The organism is Fibrobacter sp. UWB1, from assembly GCF_002210325.1.
In the GTDB taxonomy this organism is placed as follows: Bacteria; Fibrobacterota; Fibrobacteria; order Fibrobacterales; family Fibrobacteraceae; genus Fibrobacter.
On record NZ_MWQL01000003.1, the window covers coordinates 241892 to 257915 of the forward strand.

Consider the following 16024-nt stretch of genomic DNA (forward strand, 5'->3'; position numbering starts at 1 on the left):
CGAAGATTTTGTATCTTATGGATATGAAATCAATTGCTCTTAAAGTATTCGATTACCTCAAAAATTATTTAAAATCCCTGAACTGGATTGTCCTTTTGGGGATTGCCGCATTCTGCATTGCGCTTGCCGTAATCAACAACATTCGCGTTGAAGATTCCAAGTCGGTCGACTGGATCGGCAGCCAGGAAATACTTGCCAAGCCGGACGAGGTGCTGTAATGAAGAAGACGATTATCTCTGCAGTACTGCTCGTTGTAGCCTCGATTCTGGTAGCTTTCGGTGTTGCCGAAATTTCGTTCCCGGAATCGTTCTTGACTTTTACCGACCAGGATTGGCTGATTGACATTTGGCCGAAGGCATACCGCTACAATATTCATGTGGGCCTTGCCGCCATCATTATCGCCACGGGCATTTGCGTTCCGGCTTACCGCCTGCAAAAGGACTTTGCCATCCGTGCGCTCGAGACCTTGTTCCGTGTGGGCATTGGCGGCATGTTCATTTTCGCAAGCATCTACAAGATTCAGGACCCGCACCAGTTCGCAGTCCTTGTGGCGCAGTACCAGTTCTTCCCCGCTTTGCACTTGGAAAGCGTGAACAACTTCTTTGCGCTGGTTTACCCGCAGTTTGAATTCTGGTTTGGACTTGCCATGATTGTAACGCCGTTCGTGCGTGAATCGGCCTTCGCCATTTTCTGGATGTTCGTAAGCTTTATCATTGCTCTCGCTTGGGCCTTGGGCAATGATCTCGGCATTACCTGCGGTTGCTTTGAGCTTGAAGACGGCAACGCTCACGACAAGGCAGAGGCGTGGACAAGCCTAATTCGCGACTTGATTCTGATTTGGCCCACGCTCTGGCTTGCAACCAGAAAGAATCACAGCCTGATTAAGGTGTGGCGCCGGAAATAGAATTCAGGAAGTCTACAACGCGCTTCGAATAAGCTTCGATTGAAACACGGTCCAAGAGTTCTTGGGCCTTTTCTTCGTTTACGACCTTTTCGCCAGCGAGCACGCGGTCCAAAACCTTGGCATAAGCCTCGGCATCGGTTGGCGGGTCAATAAGCGGGCACACGCCATCCAAGTTTTCGAGAAGCGACGTCGTTCCACCGGCAACTGCAGGAGTTCCGCAGCTAATAGCCTCGACAGGCGGAAGGCCAAAGCCTTCAAGAAGGCTCGGGTACACCATCAGTTCGGCATGATAGTAGAATTCGCGCAATTCAGGGGCGTTAAATTCAGGGAAATGGAAAACATTGTAAAGCTTTTTCGCGTTAATGATATCGCGGTAATGCTGAGTCAACTTACCCACGCGAACAAAAGCCACATCGGGGCGCAAGCGGGCCATTTCGTAATACGTTTCCACATTCTTTCGCGGTTCGGCAAGGCCCACATGAACGCACATGGCCTTGTAGTTCTTGATGCCGTAGCTGCGGCGGAAGGCTTCACGCTCTTCGGCGGTTTTCGGTTTTTCAAGGCGCTTGAACACGGTTCCATCGATCGGGCAGCCAATAACAGCACCCGGAGCGTTCGCCATTTTCGGGCCAAAGTGCTTGCACACCGCATTCTTGGTCCATTCAGAATTGTACACGAAGCAGTCGGCATTGATCGTCGGATCGATATAGAACTTGTTCAGCAAGATAAACTTGATGCTGTGCGGATACTGCGTTTCGGCAAAGTCATCGTGCAGGTACAAGACAGACTTTGCATCAGGGCCGCCTTCGCGCTTGTTCTTTTCAATCGCCTTCTTGGCAGACGAAATCAGGAATCCGAGTTCCGGGCGAATAAAGAAAACGACATCGGGCTTGACTTCTCTGACGCAATCGTAAACAGGCTTGCGCAAGCTAAGAAAACCTGTATAAAGCGACTTCACCCAGACTTCGTGAGCCGTATACGTGCTCGGATCGGCCACAATCTTGCCGCCTTCTGCCGTATGTTCCGGATTCGGGAAAAACTTGGGAGTCTTCATCCACAGAACATGCGTATCAAATTCCTTGGCTACAGACCTCACCAAGTTCAATGTGAGGCGGCCAAAACTGGTACATTCGTTCTTATCGCAAATAAACAGGATTTTCTTCATAGTCAAATTCCGGTAATGGCTTAAAATATAACATTATATTTATATATTGTGGGCTATGGCAAAACTCTGCATCGTAATGGCAACGTACAACGGCGAAAAATATCTTTCGCAAATGCTAGATTCGCTAGTCAACCAGACAAGGCCAGCGGATTCTATCATTGTCGTTGATGACGGCTCTGCCGATTCGACCGTCTCTATTCTCGAAAGCTACGTCGACAGGCTCCCCTTAAAGATTATCAAGTTTGAACACAACCAGGGGCACCGCGCCGCATTTTCAAGAGCACTCGAAGAAGCGCAGAAGATTCTTGCCGAAAACGATTATATTGCGCTTGCTGACCAAGACGACATTTGGCTTCCGCAAAAGCATGAGCTATTGATTAAGGAAATTGAAAGCCGCGACGTGGATCTTGTTTTTGGCGATGCCGAAGTCATCGATGCCGACGGAAACAAGACGGCCGATTCTTGGCGCGCCCTCGGGCAGATTCCCGAGCACCTTTCTTTGCAAGCAATCATGACCGGCTTTACCGACGTGACCGGTTGCATGGTCCTCTTCCGCGCAAGCCTTCTCAAGGACATTCTCCCGATTCCTGTTGCAGTTCCTGTCCACGACCAATGGATTACATTCTGTGCGTCTGCAAGGAACGGCTACGCATCAATCAAGGCGCCCGTCATTCAATACCGCATTCATGGTTCTAACGCCATCGGGCTTGGTCACACGCACACTTGGACCGGAAACCTGAAGTTGAACTTGGGCTGGGCCAAAATGTTGCGTGAAACGCCACATTACCAGAAGCTGAACGCTACCGACCAGAAATTTTTGAACGTCTATATTTCCTATGTCGAAAGCAGACTCACAAAGTTTATTCTGCCCGGTTACCTTTTCTGGATTATAAAGAACGCTAAGGCGCTTTACCCGCATGTATCGTCGAAAACGGCGATGCTTCCGCGAATCCTGTACGGAATCATCGGGGCAAAATTTGCAGCCAAGTTCATGGGAAGGTCGTAATGCAAACCTGCGCAGTCCTTGTCAACTATAAGAATGCGGCCTTGACGGTACGATGCCTGCACGCCCTGGCACAGGGCACTGTCAAGCCCGACCTTATTTATGTGATTGACAACGCCACTTGCGAAGAATCCCAAAAGGTTTTCCAAAGCGAAGATTTTTCGATTCCAGTAAAGTTTATTTGGAATAAGCACAATGTAGGCTTTGCCGCAGCCAACAACCAAGGCGTGCGTGCGGCACATGCAGAAGGATTCGAAGGCTTTGTTTGGCTGATCAATAACGACACCGAACCCAAGGGAACTGCCCTCGAAATGCTCTTGCAGAAAGCAAACGAATCGGGCGCAGGCATTACAGGTTCACTGATTGTAGACGAAAAAGGCAACTACATCGGTGGCGCTGGAACGGCACACGCAAAGTTTGCATCGGTCGGCCGCCCTCAAGCACCCCAAGGTTCTAACGTTCCGCATTTTGATTATATCGAAGGCGCTTCGTTCCTGATTTCGCCAGAATGCATCAAGACAGTCGGCTTGCTGAGCGAAGAATTTTTCTTGTACTTTGAAGAAAGCGATTACTGCTACAGGGCAAAGAAAGCGGGGTTCACGCTTGCCTGGGCAACCGAAAGCATTGTCAAGCACAGAATCGGCTCGAGCACCGGGAGCGAAAACGCCAAAGGCTGCGTTCCCTTCTTTATCGATTGCCTGATGATTCGCAACCGCATACACTTTGCCAAGCGAAACGGATTCCCCGCTGTCGGCATTTGGGCAGGATTCTTGATTTCGCTTGCAATACGCCTAAAACGTTGCCAACTCAATCGCGTTCTGAAAATTATCGAAATTACTCTTTCTACGAAAAGACTTAAAAAGTTCATTGAAAACAACGGTGGCTACTATGAAATTCATGAATAAGAATCTTTATTGGGGACTGTTTTTTGCAGTCTCTATGAATGCAGCTAACGCCACAGGTTCTTTCAACGATAGCCCGGCGCATTTTACGTTTACCGATTCCGCTCGCCACCACGAGGTGAGTATTGGTGCGCAGCTGGTGGATTCCCTTGCGATTACGAACCTGACGAATGCACCGACGCATTACGACAATTCGGCATCGGTTCGTTTGTTCTTGAACGGGCATTTTACCGAACGGTTCCTGTTCAATGCCCGCGTCAAGGTAAGCACGGACCACACGAATAAAGAAATCTACGACAACTTTTACAACCCGAGCGAAGGAATCCCCTACAACAAGCAGAGCGACAGCAAGCGCACTTGGGATATTTTCGCAGCTAACGCCAGCTACGACTTGGACGTCGTTAAGCTACTTGCCGGATTTGATTATTTGAGCATGGGCCCCGCCCGCAGAAACCATGTAATTTTGCGCGGCGAGCAGAGCAATTACCGCCCGTGGCAAGATTCTACGAGCCGCATTTTCGAACCCGCCCCCACGCCTTATTTCGGCTACCAGTTTGAATTGGGCCCAATCGTTTACTCGCAGTACGCCATGAAACTTTTCGAGAAAAAGAACTTCGGCAAGTACATGCACGTACACCGCTTGGATTTGAACTTGCCCAAGAACATTACATTCGGCCTTTCTGAAACGGCGCTCTACGGAAGCACCACCGAGGAATTCCCGAACCCGAACGAAGACGCCGACAGCACCGGCCGCGAATTCGAATGGGCTTACGTGATTCCGTTCATTCCTTATGTTTTCCAGGAACACCTGCAGGGCGACCAGGACAACATTTCACTCGCGTTCGATTTGAGCGTAAAGACGATTCCGCATTGGGAATTCTACGGAGAACTCTTGTGGGACGACATGAAATCGCCTACGAGCATGTTCGATGACGGCTGGTGGGGCAACAAGTGGGCCACCTCGGTCGGTATCGCCCGCGACAGCCTTAAACTCGGCCGCACGCTTTGGAACTGGTATCTGGAATACACCCGCGTAGAACCTTGGGTATACACGCACCACAAGGGCGGCGGTTACACTTACCGCAGCTATTCCCAGAGCCTCGGCTCCGATCTCGGTCCGAACAGCCGCGAAATCTATAGCGAAGTCAGCGGGCTCTACAAGGTCGAAAGCGGACTCTTGAAAGACGCCTTGTTCAAAGGAACGCTGCATGCAAGCGCCGTCGCAAAAGACACAGCCTTCGGCGGAAATATTACCGACATGCACACGCCCGAAAGCGCCACCGACAAGAAATTCTTGAACGACAACACCACCTTGCACTACGTGGAAGTCGGCGGTAAAATCGAAATCAAGCCGTGGGAATGGATGACATTCCGCGCGGGCTATGACCGTTACTTCGGTGATTACGAAGGATTCCGCGCCATGGTCGGAGGAAGCGTGCAGTACTAAACTTACTCTTCAAATAAAGCTTTCAGGTGCTCGGGAGTTTTTGCATCTAACGCCCGGGCACGCCACTCCGGGTTCAGCAGTTTACGTGCAATGCCTGCGATAAACTGCGTATGACAATTGGCAGACTCTGCCGGAGAAAGCAGCAAGCAAATGTATTGCGGCACTTGCCCTTGCTTTACAGCAATGTCGGTAAAACCCTTGGGGCAAACGGCAAAAGCAAACAGCGGCTGCGGGAGGCCAGGCACACGCGTATGCGGCAACAAGAGGCCCTCGCCCATGTAGATTCCCTGAGACACGCGTTCCGACAAAGACTTCCATGTCGCCATGGGGTCGAACTTGACCGGGCCATGCACCAGGGCATCGTAAGCAAAACCCAAAGCCCTAGCGAAGGATTCGGGTTCTGCATAATGTTTTACGTAAATAGGCAGCATTTATACCAGTGCGTTGTCCATGAAGTCGAAGGTCTTCGGCGAGGTTGCCTTGGCAATCTTCTTGAATTCATCGAAGACGATGCGCAGCTGACGCTTACCCGGTTCAATGTACTGTTCAAACTTCTGGATTCCCTTCACCTTGCTGAGGAAGCAGTAGGCACCCATGGCCTGCATCACGCGCTGCAAGCTAGCGTGAATAAAGGCTTCCCAAGCGTCTTCCTTGGTGTAGGTCTTGGTTTCGCGATAAGAAACGCGCCAATATTCAAAGAAGTCCTTGATTTCAGTCAGCGAGAGTTCCACATACGGGTCCCACAAGAGAGAGGCCAAGTCATAGAACATGGCACCGCGGCGTGCGCCCTGGAAATCTACGAAGGCGATTTCGGAATTCGGTTTGACCATAATGTTCTGGCTCTGGAAATCGCGATGCATCAGTACCTTGTGCTGGGCTTCCACAGAAACCGCAATCAGGGAATAGAATTGACGCACGTATTCGGGGATTTCAGCAATGCCCTTGAAATTCTTCAAGTAGTTTTCGGTGAAGTAGTCGGTTTCCCACTTGAGGGCGGCAAAATCAAAGCGACGCAGCCAGAGGTCAGAGCGAGAACTGAAGAGCGAGCGGGAAATGTTCTGCCACTTAATCAAGGAATCGATGACTTCGGGGTAAAGAATACGAACGTTGCCCGTCTTCTTTTCGGAACTCGGCGAAACAATGTTGTCAAGCAAGTTGTGGGCACCCAGGTCTTCTTGAAGCACGGAGCAAGAGGCTTCGTCTACGCAGTAAATCTTAGGCACCGGAAGTCCGAAAGAACCGAAGGCTTCGGCATAATCCACAAAACGCTTAAAATCTTCATCTACCGAGGCAGAAACCTGCAACACGGCACTCTGCTTACCGGAGGCAATTCGGTAGTATTTACGGCCCGAACCGGCACCGGCGATAGAGGTGACTTCGTAGTCGGCATAGCCGCGGGACTTCAAAAACTTTTCAATAACAGGCGAAACAATTTCGTTACTCATGGTCTGTAATATAAAAAAGACGAGAGACGAAAGACGAAAGACGAGAGAAAAATCACGCCTTAAAGCTACGAGAATTTGATGCGCGGGTCTACGAGGGTGTAAAGGATATCACTGAACAAGCGTCCAATCATCGCCATCAAGCTGCTGAGGAAGATAACTCCCATGACCACGTTGTAGTCGCGGTTCACCATGGAGTTGTAGTAGAGCAGTCCCATACCGTCGATGTCGAAGACCTTTTCGATGAGGAGCGCGCCCGCAAACATCAAGGTGCAGATTTCGGAAAGGCGCGTTGCAATCGGGATGAGAGCGTTACGGAGCGCGTGGCGAACGAGCGCCTGGTTAAAGCTCATGCCCTTGGCAAGCGCCGTGCGCATATAGTCCTTGCCCAGTTCTTCGAGCGCTGAATTTTTCATCAAGAACGTGAGGAACGCAAATTCGCTAATCATGTAGCAGAAAATCGGCAAAATCAAATGGTGCCCGAGGTCCACAATCTTTTCGAAGAAGGTAAAGTCTTCGAAGTCATCGCTCGTGAGGCCGCCCAGCGGGAAAATGTCGAGGTACGAACCGCCCGCGAGGAATATAATCAGGAGGATACCGAGTGCGTACCCCGGCATCACGTAGCCCGAGAAAATCACGCCCGAACTAAGCGAATCGAGTTTGCTTCCGTGATGCACCGCCTTCCAGAGGCCCAGCGGAATACAGACAAGGTAACTCAGGAAGAACGAGGTGATTCCAAAGAACAGCGAAATCGGGAAACGGCTCGTAATCACGTCCCACACGGGGAGTCCGTAGGTGTAACTGGAGCCCAAATCCAAATGCAGAACGTTCCAGAGCCAAGTCAGGTAACGCTTCCAGGCGGGCTGGTCAAAACCGAAGTACGCCTGGATTTGTGCAATCTGGTCGGGCGAGAGTGCCTTGGAGGCATCTACCCCGCCCTTCATGGCAGCGGCCTGCTGCGCACGTGAAATCATTTCCTCCACAGGTCCACCCGGCAACAGCTGGATAAGGATAAAGCATACCAGTGAAATCCCGATGAGAGTCGGAATCATCAAAAGTAAGCGACGGAGGATATAGGAACGCATGGTGTAGTAGGAAGTAGGAAGTAGGAAGTAGGAAGTAACTGTCTACTTCCTACCGTCTACTGTCTACTTTTTAACGCATCTTGCCGGAGCGGAGCACGTCCATCATGTTAAAGGGCTTTGCGGTTCCGTTTGCAATGTGGCATGCGAGGAAGTTCACAGCGTCCACCGTGCCTTCGGCGTAAATCTTACGGCCGCACACGTTATGCTGGAATTCGAAGTGAACCGTACCATCGGCGCTGTCGAGGCTGTAGGTGTGGAAGGCGTGACCGCCGAGGTATTCTTCGGGCACGTGCATGCGTTCCATCTGTTCCTTCTCGTCGCGGACCTTTTCGATATCGTCCACGGTGAAATCGAAGCCCATCTTCTGGAAGTCGCCCACCACGGCCTTCGCGGTACCGCTCGTATCGGCCTTGGTCTTCTGGTGGCTTTCCACCACGGAGAGTTTGTAGCCGCTGAATGCCGTCGGGAATTCCTTAGCCAAAAATTCAATCATCATCTGGAAAGCAACAATCTGCTTTGCCATGTTCGGGGCAATCACGCTCGGGTGATTGGCATCGGCAACGAGCTTGGCGAGCGCTTCGCGGTCACCGCCAGTGGTCCCCATCACGAACGGAATCTTGTGCTTTACATAGAAAGCGGCGTTGTCGTTCACGGCCGTCGGGTGCGTGTAATCGATGCAAATGAGGTTCGGGTACTTTTCAAGAACTTCTGCGATGCGAGCTTCGCGATTGCTCGGCTTCAAAAGCTGGATGGTCTTGCCGGCGACTTCGGCTTCGTTTTCCACAATAATTTCACCCGTCAGAGAATACGGGACGAGTTCGAGGCCGCGAGCCACGCAGGTTTCGGCCACAATGCGGCCCATGTTGCCCGGAATACCATTAACCATCACTTGTACAGACATATAATCTCCTGATTTTTTGAAGAACAAGATAGAAAAAAATGCAAGAATGAGACTGCGAGACGCTTGATGTGAAGTGTGAGATGTGGGATGTGGGATGTGGGATGTGGGATGTGGTATGTGGGATGTGGTATGTGAGATGTGAGATGTGGGATGAAGAATTACACATTGCGGCGCTGCCGCCCACATTACACATTATTTTGTCCAGCGTTCTTTTTCATAATCATTTAGAACCGCAAGAGCATTCTTTGCCTTCTGGATTTTTTTGAGATTGGTTTGGTTCTCGGCGAGGCGTGAAAACGCAATCCGGCAGCGTTCTGCAAATTTGCCGACAGTTTCGCCGGGCGCACGACGGAGCCCGATTGAGGCAAGCGCTTTTTCGGCGCTGTCAAGCTTTTTCGTCCATTCCAGGGACCGCGCCGAGACATAGGCGCGATCCTTGGTACTTAATTTATACGCAATGTAAATCTTGCGGCCAGCAAAGCCTACGACAAGAATCACGAGCACCACATACAGAATCGGACTTTCTAATAATGCGGTCGACTGATTCTGCCAGCTATCGACGACTCGACGCCACTCGCCTTCTTTAAGGGCATGCATCACGCGGGCGAAACGCCCGCGCACGCCCTCCCATTTGACGCTCCACCAGCTGGGCGATTCCGCAAACTGCGGCAAAATGGGAGGCGTCGGGTCGAAGATTACCCAACGATTATCCACATACGCTTCGACCCATGCATGCGAATGCTTGCGGCGGAAAATACTATAAGGCAGCCCCTCGACCACCTCGGGATTTGCAAAGCCCGTCACATACCGCGAGGGAATTCCCAGGCGGCGAAGCACCAGCGTCGAAAGCGTCGCATAGTATTCGCAGAAGCCCTGCTTTTCACGCCAGAAGACGGCCAAGGGTTCATTCTTCGCACCATTCCAGCGCGTAATTCCCGGCACCGAGAGCGAGTAGGTGAAATTTGCGAGGTAATAAGCCAACATTTTCTGCAACACCAGAGAATCCGGCATCGATTTTGCAAGCGCTGCAGAATCCACCGCCGCAGAGTCGCGCAATCCCATCGCCGCAATCACGGTATCAATCAGCGGTAAGTACCGCTCGCCCACCAGCAAATCGCCTTCACTCGGAGCCATCAGAGAATCCGGCAAAGAGCATACCCCCGGCGATGTTTCCATCGAAACCGGTTTGCACTTGAAATAATGCCAGTCAGAACGTTTTCCGTTTCCGTCCAACCCCTGCACCATGCCGCCGGCATAATAGGTCAAAGAATCTACATCTTTCGCCGCAAAACCCACGACACCGTACGGCGCAAACACAAAGCCAAAGTTATTGAGTGTCGATTGCACCCAGATTTGTTCTACCTCGCGCAAGGAATCGGCCTTCGTCAGCGAATCCGCAGTTTCAAACACCGCATAGTCCACCTGATAGTAGGCAGGATAAAGGCGTTTCGCAAATTTTGTCGGCAACTTCCAAATGCCCGCCACGTACTTTTCGTAGCTTGCCGCCTTAAAGTAACGCGAAGGCTGCTTGTCCCACACTCGCAACACCACTTGGCTATTGTAGCGAGAACTATAATTGCTCCCGAAGCTTCCCAATGCCGCGACCGGATCAAAGCCCATCATTCGTTCGCGCTGGTAATAGTTTTCGGCCATCTGCGCGCCATAGCGGTAACGCTGCGTTTTCCAGTATTGCCAACCACCGTAAGAGATGGCGCCGAGGGCCGCTATCACGAGCAAAAAGAGCCCGTACTTGTAAGGCGCTGTACCGCGGCGGCTATAAGCACAGAGCGCAAGCAAGAATCCGACAAGCCCCACAAAGCCCCAGCCGTGCGGTACCATGTACATTCCAAAGAGTAACGCGCCCACGCCATCGAAGGCGACAAAAGCCTCAAAGCCGCCATTTCCGCGGCTCCGTTCCTGCAACGCCGCCAAATACAGCAAGTAAATTCCCGGCAAGAAAATCAAATAAGGCGACACGCCGTTTTCAACGGACGGCGACATCACCCAGAATAATGCGAGCGGCACAATCGCGCCGTACGCCAAAATCTTGTTGTAACGCGGGCGCTTCGCAAATTCGCGGCGGCGCGTCGCATTCAGCACACCGATGACCACAAAGTAGATGGCAAATAAAACGCCGAGCCACAAGAAATCAAACGTATGCCCCAGATTCACCGAGGCAAGGCAAAGGAATAACACCTTGAAGGCGTAGCGGATGTCAACTTTTTCGCTAGCCATCATAAAGTCACCACCCCGCGTTCAAGGCCATCCAATTCTTCAGGCGATACCACCAGCAATTTATCATCCGTCGAAGCAGGCTGCGTTCCGACCACGATATGCTTGTTTACAAGCGGTTCTTCGTTTTCGTAAAGTCCTATGCGAAGCACCGGGTCCATCGGGCGCGCCGCAGGTGCCCAAGGTACCGGCAGTTTTGCATGCGCAAGCGATGCAGGCGGAATTCTCGCCAAGGCATCCAGCAAATTCTTGCGGCTTTCGCTACCGCCATCCAAGGCAATTTCTTCACTATCGATAAAAAATCTTCCGAGAATTTCGCGGTCCAGGAGCCACTCGCCCACCGCAGCCGTCATGCGAATCGCCTGTTCCAAGTATTGCCGCGACTTGAAATTCGGTGTCGCCGTATCCAACAGCAGAATCACGCCCGCACCGCGTTCGACCTCGAATTCCTTCGTGAAAGGCTTTCCATAGCGGGCAAAAGCCTTATGGTGCAAATCCCGCAAGGAATCGCCTTCGCGATAAGGCCGCACGCCGATAAAATTCATTCCACGCGTAAGGCTCGGCATCAAAAACGGCGCAAACGCCATGCCCGAAGCTCCCTGCGTCAGGAACGGAAATTCTTGCACCTTGAGCGCACTCGGGTAAACCAGCAATTCGACCGAGCCGTTAAAGCCATAAGGCCAGCGCAAAAGTCCCATGATTTCGGGCACATTCGCCGAGACCTTATTCAGCATAAAGGAGCCGCGGCGCGTCGTACGCACATGGCATTCCATCTTGCGCGGCGGCTCGCCCTTCTTAATCTTTGCGCGGTCCGATTCAAAGCCTGTCAGCGAGGGCGGCAAACGGTTCGCTCCCAAAGTCACGCAGTCAATCGTCGAGCGCACCGCCACAAAAGCCGTTACCGTAGCCGTTTCGCCTTCACGCACGCGATTCACCGAGACACTTTCAATCCAGATCTTGCTCCGCTTCGCCGTCACGAACAGGCTGAATACTAGCCCCAAGAACAGCAGAAAATCAATCCCTGCAAAAATCCACGCCGCCCAGAATCCAGGCACTGCGCCTGCAAACATCGCCAGCAAAAAAAGCGAGGCAAAAGCGCGACCCGCCGGAGTAAAATAGTCCAGCCACCAAAAGTATATCGCCATCAGGACTCCCGATTTTTTCGGGGCCCGCGGAATAGAACGAATAAACCAGTGGAAGAAGGACATTGTTGGAAGTAGGGATGTGAGGTACGAGGTATGAGGTTTGAGGTCGGCGCAATGCGCCTTTGAGATGTAAGGTGTGGGATGTGAAATGATTAGTCATTACACACCACACATTACACATTGTTTTTATTTGGGTACGTTCACCTGCTTCAGGATTCCCTGCAAAATCTTCTTGCTAGCGTCAGGGTCGCCGCTGTCTTTGGCGAACACGCGGTGCTCCATCACCGGGAAAAACACGCGCTGAATGTCATCGGGATTCACGAAGTCACGGCCATTCACATACGCACAAGCCTGCGCCATGCGCACCAAATTCAAACCTGCACGCGGGCTAGCCGCCAGACGCACGCCGCCGTCGTTACGCGTCGCCTGCACCAAACTCACAATGTAGCGTTCCAGCGATTCATCAATATGAATACCGCGCACCGTGGCACGAGCCTTCAAAATTTCTTCGGGACTCGTCACCGCCTTCAAAGTATCTATCGGGCGACTTATACGATGTGCGCGCAAAATTTCAAGTTCCGTCTCCGCACTCGGATAACCTACCGAAATGCGCACCATAAAGCGGTCCATCTGCGCTTCGGGCAGCGGGAACACTCCGTGGAACTCCACCGGATTTTCCGTCGCCAGCACCATAAAGAGTTCAGGCAACTTATAACGTTCGCCTTCCAGCGACACCTGACGTTCTTCCATCGCTTCGAGCAAGGCGCTCTGCGTACGCGGCGAGGCTCGGTTGATTTCGTCAGCCAAAAGCACCTGCGTAAACACGGGGCCTTTCTTGATTTCAAAGTCGCCCGTATTCGCCTTGAATACCGCACCGCCCGTCACATCGGCAGGCAACAAATCCGGCGTAAACTGGATTCGCGCAAAGTCAGCCCCAATGGCAGCCGCAAGCGCCTTCGAAAGCGTCGTCTTGCCCGTGCCGGGAACATCTTCTACCAGCACGTGGCCGTCCGCCAACAGCGCCATCACCAAAAGTTCCACCGTGTCCGATTTACCCAGCAGAACCCCATTTAAAGAATCTATTAGCTCTTTTACCATATTCTAAATATATAATAAAAAAGGAATCACGTTAGTGATTCCAAATCCGTGTGGCCTAAGGCTATTTACTTCGCCCTTTCGCGCATCAAGGCAATTTCTTTTGCGTAGCCGGGCAATTCATTCGGCGTTTCCAGGTAAAACGGCAAATTCTTCAGCGCTGCATGGTTTGCCACCCGCGTCAGCGCATCCAAGCCGATATACCCCGCCCCTAAAACCTCATGACGGTCCTTGTGGCTACCCATGGGGTTCTTGCTGTCGTTCAGGTGAATCGCTTTCAAACGTTTTAAGCCAATCACCTTGTCAAATTGTTCAAGGACGCCGTCCAAGTCGTCAATAATATCATAACCGCCATCGAACACATGGCAAGTATCCAGGCAAACTCCCAGTTTATCGCCCAGCTCTACGCGGTCAATAATAGCACGCAGTTCCTCAAAAGTACGGCCCACCTCGGAGCCCTTGCCCGCCATCGTTTCAAGCAGCACAAGCGTCTTTTGTTCCGGCTTTAAAATCTGGTTCAGCGCGCGAGAAATCAAGTCCACGCCCACTTCGACACCTTGCTTCACATGGCTTCCAGGGTGAAAATTGTACATCGCCCTCGGAAAGTGATCCATACGCCAGATGTCATCGATCATCACGTCAACCGCATACTGCCGCAAGCCTTCGTCAGCAGCGCAAGCATTCAGCGTATAAGGAGCATGCGCCAGAATCGGAGCAAAATGGTTGTCAATCAGCAACTTGACAAGCGCATTTGCATCGGCCGCGTCAAAGGGCTTTGCCGACCCGCCGCGAGGATTCCGCGTAAAAAACTGAAAAGTATCAGCGCCGATCGAAAGCGCCGTCTGCCCCATGGCCAAAAAGCCCGCCGAAGAAGATAAATGACAACCGATATGCATATACTTTAAGCAGTTAAACGAGTCGCAAATCGTCTAAAGACTTGTCGCAATACGCGCAAGCCATAGGTAACCACATTCAAGTTCGATTTTTCATCGGCGTAACGCGTCGGAATCGGAAGTTCCGCAAGCTTGTAGCCCAAAGAATCCGCAATCGAAATAATCTCGAGATCGATATCGAACGAAGAACTCAATTTATCCAATTCAAGCGTCCTCAAAAACTCGGAATCGTACACGATAAATCCGCTGTGGCGGTCCGTGAGTTTCTGGTAAAAGGCAAAATTTTCAATCAAGGTCAAGAAGGTTCCGCCCAAGCGCTTGTACAAGGGCATATTTCCGGCTTTAGCTCCACCACGAGTCAAATGGCGAGAGCCCTGCACCAAGGCAAACTTTCTTTCGTCTCCGTGGTCAACATTGTTGACCGTCTTGAGATAGTCAAAAAATTCATCCAGTTGCTCTGCCGGGTACTGTCCATCGCCATGCAAACAGGCTACCAGTTCTGCACCGGAACGAAGCCCTTCGGCAACTCCTTTCTTGACCACAGCACCGTAGCCGTTATTTTGTTCAAACCGCATATAGCGTAAACGGTACTTTTGCTCTTCGGCAAGCGAGCTCGCAAAATCTTCATAGGCGCTACGTGTATCGTCCGTAGAACCGTCATCAATAATCAAGACGAGAGACTTGTTCCAAACGTTATCAGAAATTTTTTCCAAAACCGACGCAAGCGTACCGGCAACGTTATAAGCAGGAACAAATATAAAGTAGTCGTTAGCCATAATGGTGTGCAAACCATGTTAAGGATTCTTCCAGAGCATTCTTCAACGGAATCTTGGCCTTGAAGCCAACCAGGCGTTCCGCTTTTTCGACAGAAGGTAAACGACGCAAGGAATCGTCGTACCCCTTCCCGTAATACTCTTCGCCCGGAATCACCTCGACTCCAGGCACTTCGTTTTCATGCACACCCTTAATAACGGCATACACGGAGCGCATCAGTTGAGCAAGTTCTGCAATCGAGACTTCGTTTGCCGCATTGCCCACATTGAACGCCTGCGAAAAAGCGCACTCCCCGGCAGCAAACAGGCAGAACATAAAGTCCACCGCATCGTGCACCGAGGTAAAGCAGCGTTTCGCAACACCTCCATTTACAAGTTTTAGCGATTCCCCACGAACAAGTGCCGTCGAGAAATTCGCAAGCACGCGAGGAATCCCTTCGCCATCGACCCCCGGCATGAAATCCATAAACGGGCCCACGAAATTAAACGGTCGAACCACCGTCCAATGGAGTCCGTCCAGACCGGCCAAGTAGCGTTCGGTCAAGAGTTTGGCCGTCGCATAGCTCCAGCGACTCGCCGCTACTGGCCCAAGCACAATTTCGGACTCGTCTTCGAGAAGCGCACCCGAATCAGCCGCCGTCTTGCCGTATATTTCGGATGTCGAAAAATGAATCAGCCAACTGCCGCTTTGGGCACAGGCGTCTGCAAGTGCCCGCGGAAGGTCGTAATTGCTGCGAATCACCTCGGCTGCTTCGGCCATGTAGCGCCCGGGCGTACAAATCGCCGCCAAGTTGACCACTACAGGATACTGCGCAATACGCTTTACCACCTCGGGGTTTGCAAGGTCTGCGCTAAGGAATTCAAAGCGAGGATTCGCCAAATGCTCCTGAATGCGATAGGAATCAAGATCAACACCAAAAACGCGCCAACTCGTGCGTTCAAAGATGGCTCGCAAAAGGTGGCTACCAATAAAACCACCGCAACCCACAAGGGCTACGGTGATTGAAGAATCTTTAAATTCGAGAGTCGAGTTCAAA

Annotated in this window: 16 protein-coding genes; 5 read left to right on the plus strand and 11 right to left on the minus strand. The window is 51.6% G+C overall.

Translation table 11 applies throughout. The annotated features are described in order from the left end of the window. Positions 1 to 23 precede the first annotated feature (23 nt). The gene (locus tag B7988_RS04205) at positions 24 to 218 is read left to right on the plus strand and encodes a hypothetical protein (protein WP_141225553.1); all 195 of its coding nucleotides are present in this window, start codon (positions 24 to 26) and stop codon (positions 216 to 218) included. Beyond that, positions 218 to 904 (plus strand): MauE/DoxX family redox-associated membrane protein, encoded by a 687-nt coding sequence (locus B7988_RS04210; protein ID WP_088656931.1) that lies wholly within the window; start codon positions 218 to 220, stop codon positions 902 to 904. Before B7988_RS04205 ends, B7988_RS04210 begins: the two co-directional genes overlap by 1 nt. Here B7988_RS04210 and B7988_RS04215 read toward each other — a convergent pair. Beyond that, positions 882 to 2069 (minus strand): glycosyltransferase family 4 protein, encoded by a 1188-nt coding sequence (locus B7988_RS04215; RefSeq protein ID WP_141225554.1) that lies wholly within the window; start codon positions 2067 to 2069, stop codon positions 882 to 884. The two genes, B7988_RS04210 and B7988_RS04215, sit on opposite strands and share 23 nt — an antisense overlap. 55 nt (positions 2070 to 2124) lie before the next feature. On the opposite strand from B7988_RS04215, the gene B7988_RS04220 reads away from it, so the two are divergent. The 3 genes from B7988_RS04220 to B7988_RS04230 are packed head-to-tail and all read left to right on the plus strand — an operon-like array spanning position 2125 to position 5421. Further along, positions 2125 to 3075, plus strand: coding sequence for a glycosyltransferase (locus B7988_RS04220; RefSeq protein WP_088656932.1), 951 nt, complete (start codon positions 2125 to 2127; stop codon positions 3073 to 3075). Further along, the gene (locus B7988_RS04225; RefSeq protein WP_088656933.1) at positions 3075 to 3977 is read left to right on the plus strand and encodes a glycosyltransferase family 2 protein; all 903 of its coding nucleotides are present in this window, start codon (positions 3075 to 3077) and stop codon (positions 3975 to 3977) included. The genes B7988_RS04220 and B7988_RS04225 overlap by 1 nt, the downstream gene beginning before the upstream one ends. Beyond that, complete coding sequence (locus tag B7988_RS04230; RefSeq protein ID WP_249268840.1) at positions 3961 to 5421, plus strand: capsule assembly Wzi family protein; 1461 nt, start codon at positions 3961 to 3963, stop codon at positions 5419 to 5421. The genes B7988_RS04225 and B7988_RS04230 overlap by 17 nt, the downstream gene beginning before the upstream one ends. 2 nt (positions 5422 to 5423) lie before the next feature. Here B7988_RS04230 and B7988_RS04235 read toward each other — a convergent pair whose 3' ends face one another. The 10 genes from B7988_RS04235 to B7988_RS04280 all read right to left on the minus strand — a co-directional run bounded on the left by B7988_RS04235 (position 5424) and on the right by B7988_RS04280 (position 16023). Further along, positions 5424 to 5852 carry a PTS sugar transporter subunit IIA gene (locus B7988_RS04235; protein ID WP_088656934.1) on the minus strand — a complete coding sequence of 143 codons (429 nt, stop codon included), beginning with the start codon at positions 5850 to 5852 and terminating at the stop codon, positions 5424 to 5426. Continuing rightward, positions 5853 to 6866 (minus strand): phosphotransferase, encoded by a 1014-nt coding sequence (locus B7988_RS04240; protein WP_088656935.1) that lies wholly within the window; start codon positions 6864 to 6866, stop codon positions 5853 to 5855. Between the two features lie 65 nt (positions 6867 to 6931). Continuing rightward, positions 6932 to 7948, minus strand: coding sequence for an ABC transporter permease subunit (locus B7988_RS04245; protein ID WP_072797323.1), 1017 nt, complete (start codon positions 7946 to 7948; stop codon positions 6932 to 6934). Between the two features lie 70 nt (positions 7949 to 8018). After that, positions 8019 to 8849, minus strand: coding sequence for a dihydrodipicolinate reductase (gene dapB, locus B7988_RS04250; RefSeq protein WP_088656936.1), 831 nt, complete (start codon positions 8847 to 8849; stop codon positions 8019 to 8021). A gap of 192 nt (positions 8850 to 9041) precedes the next feature. Continuing rightward, on the minus strand, positions 9042 to 11087 hold the full coding sequence (locus B7988_RS04255; RefSeq protein ID WP_249268841.1) for a transglutaminase domain-containing protein: 2046 nt from the start codon (positions 11085 to 11087) through the stop codon (positions 9042 to 9044). Further along, the gene (locus B7988_RS04260) at positions 11084 to 12226 is read right to left on the minus strand and encodes a DUF58 domain-containing protein (RefSeq protein ID WP_170930530.1); all 1143 of its coding nucleotides are present in this window, start codon (positions 12224 to 12226) and stop codon (positions 11084 to 11086) included. Before B7988_RS04260 ends, B7988_RS04255 begins: the two co-directional genes overlap by 4 nt. A gap of 186 nt (positions 12227 to 12412) precedes the next feature. Further along, the gene (locus B7988_RS04265) at positions 12413 to 13324 is read right to left on the minus strand and encodes a MoxR family ATPase (RefSeq protein ID WP_088656938.1); all 912 of its coding nucleotides are present in this window, start codon (positions 13322 to 13324) and stop codon (positions 12413 to 12415) included. A gap of 65 nt (positions 13325 to 13389) precedes the next feature. Beyond that, positions 13390 to 14217: a deoxyribonuclease IV gene (locus B7988_RS04270; RefSeq protein ID WP_088656939.1), complete on the minus strand. Its 828-nt coding sequence runs from the start codon at positions 14215 to 14217 to the stop codon at positions 13390 to 13392. A 5-nt stretch (positions 14218 to 14222) separates the two neighbouring features. Then, entirely contained in the window at positions 14223 to 14990 is a 768-nt protein-coding gene (locus B7988_RS04275) for a glycosyltransferase family 2 protein (RefSeq protein WP_088656940.1), read from the minus strand. Next, positions 14983 to 16023, minus strand: coding sequence for an NAD-dependent epimerase/dehydratase family protein (locus B7988_RS04280; protein WP_088656941.1), 1041 nt, complete (start codon positions 16021 to 16023; stop codon positions 14983 to 14985). Before B7988_RS04280 ends, B7988_RS04275 begins: the two co-directional genes overlap by 8 nt. Position 16024: the final 1 nt, after the last annotated feature.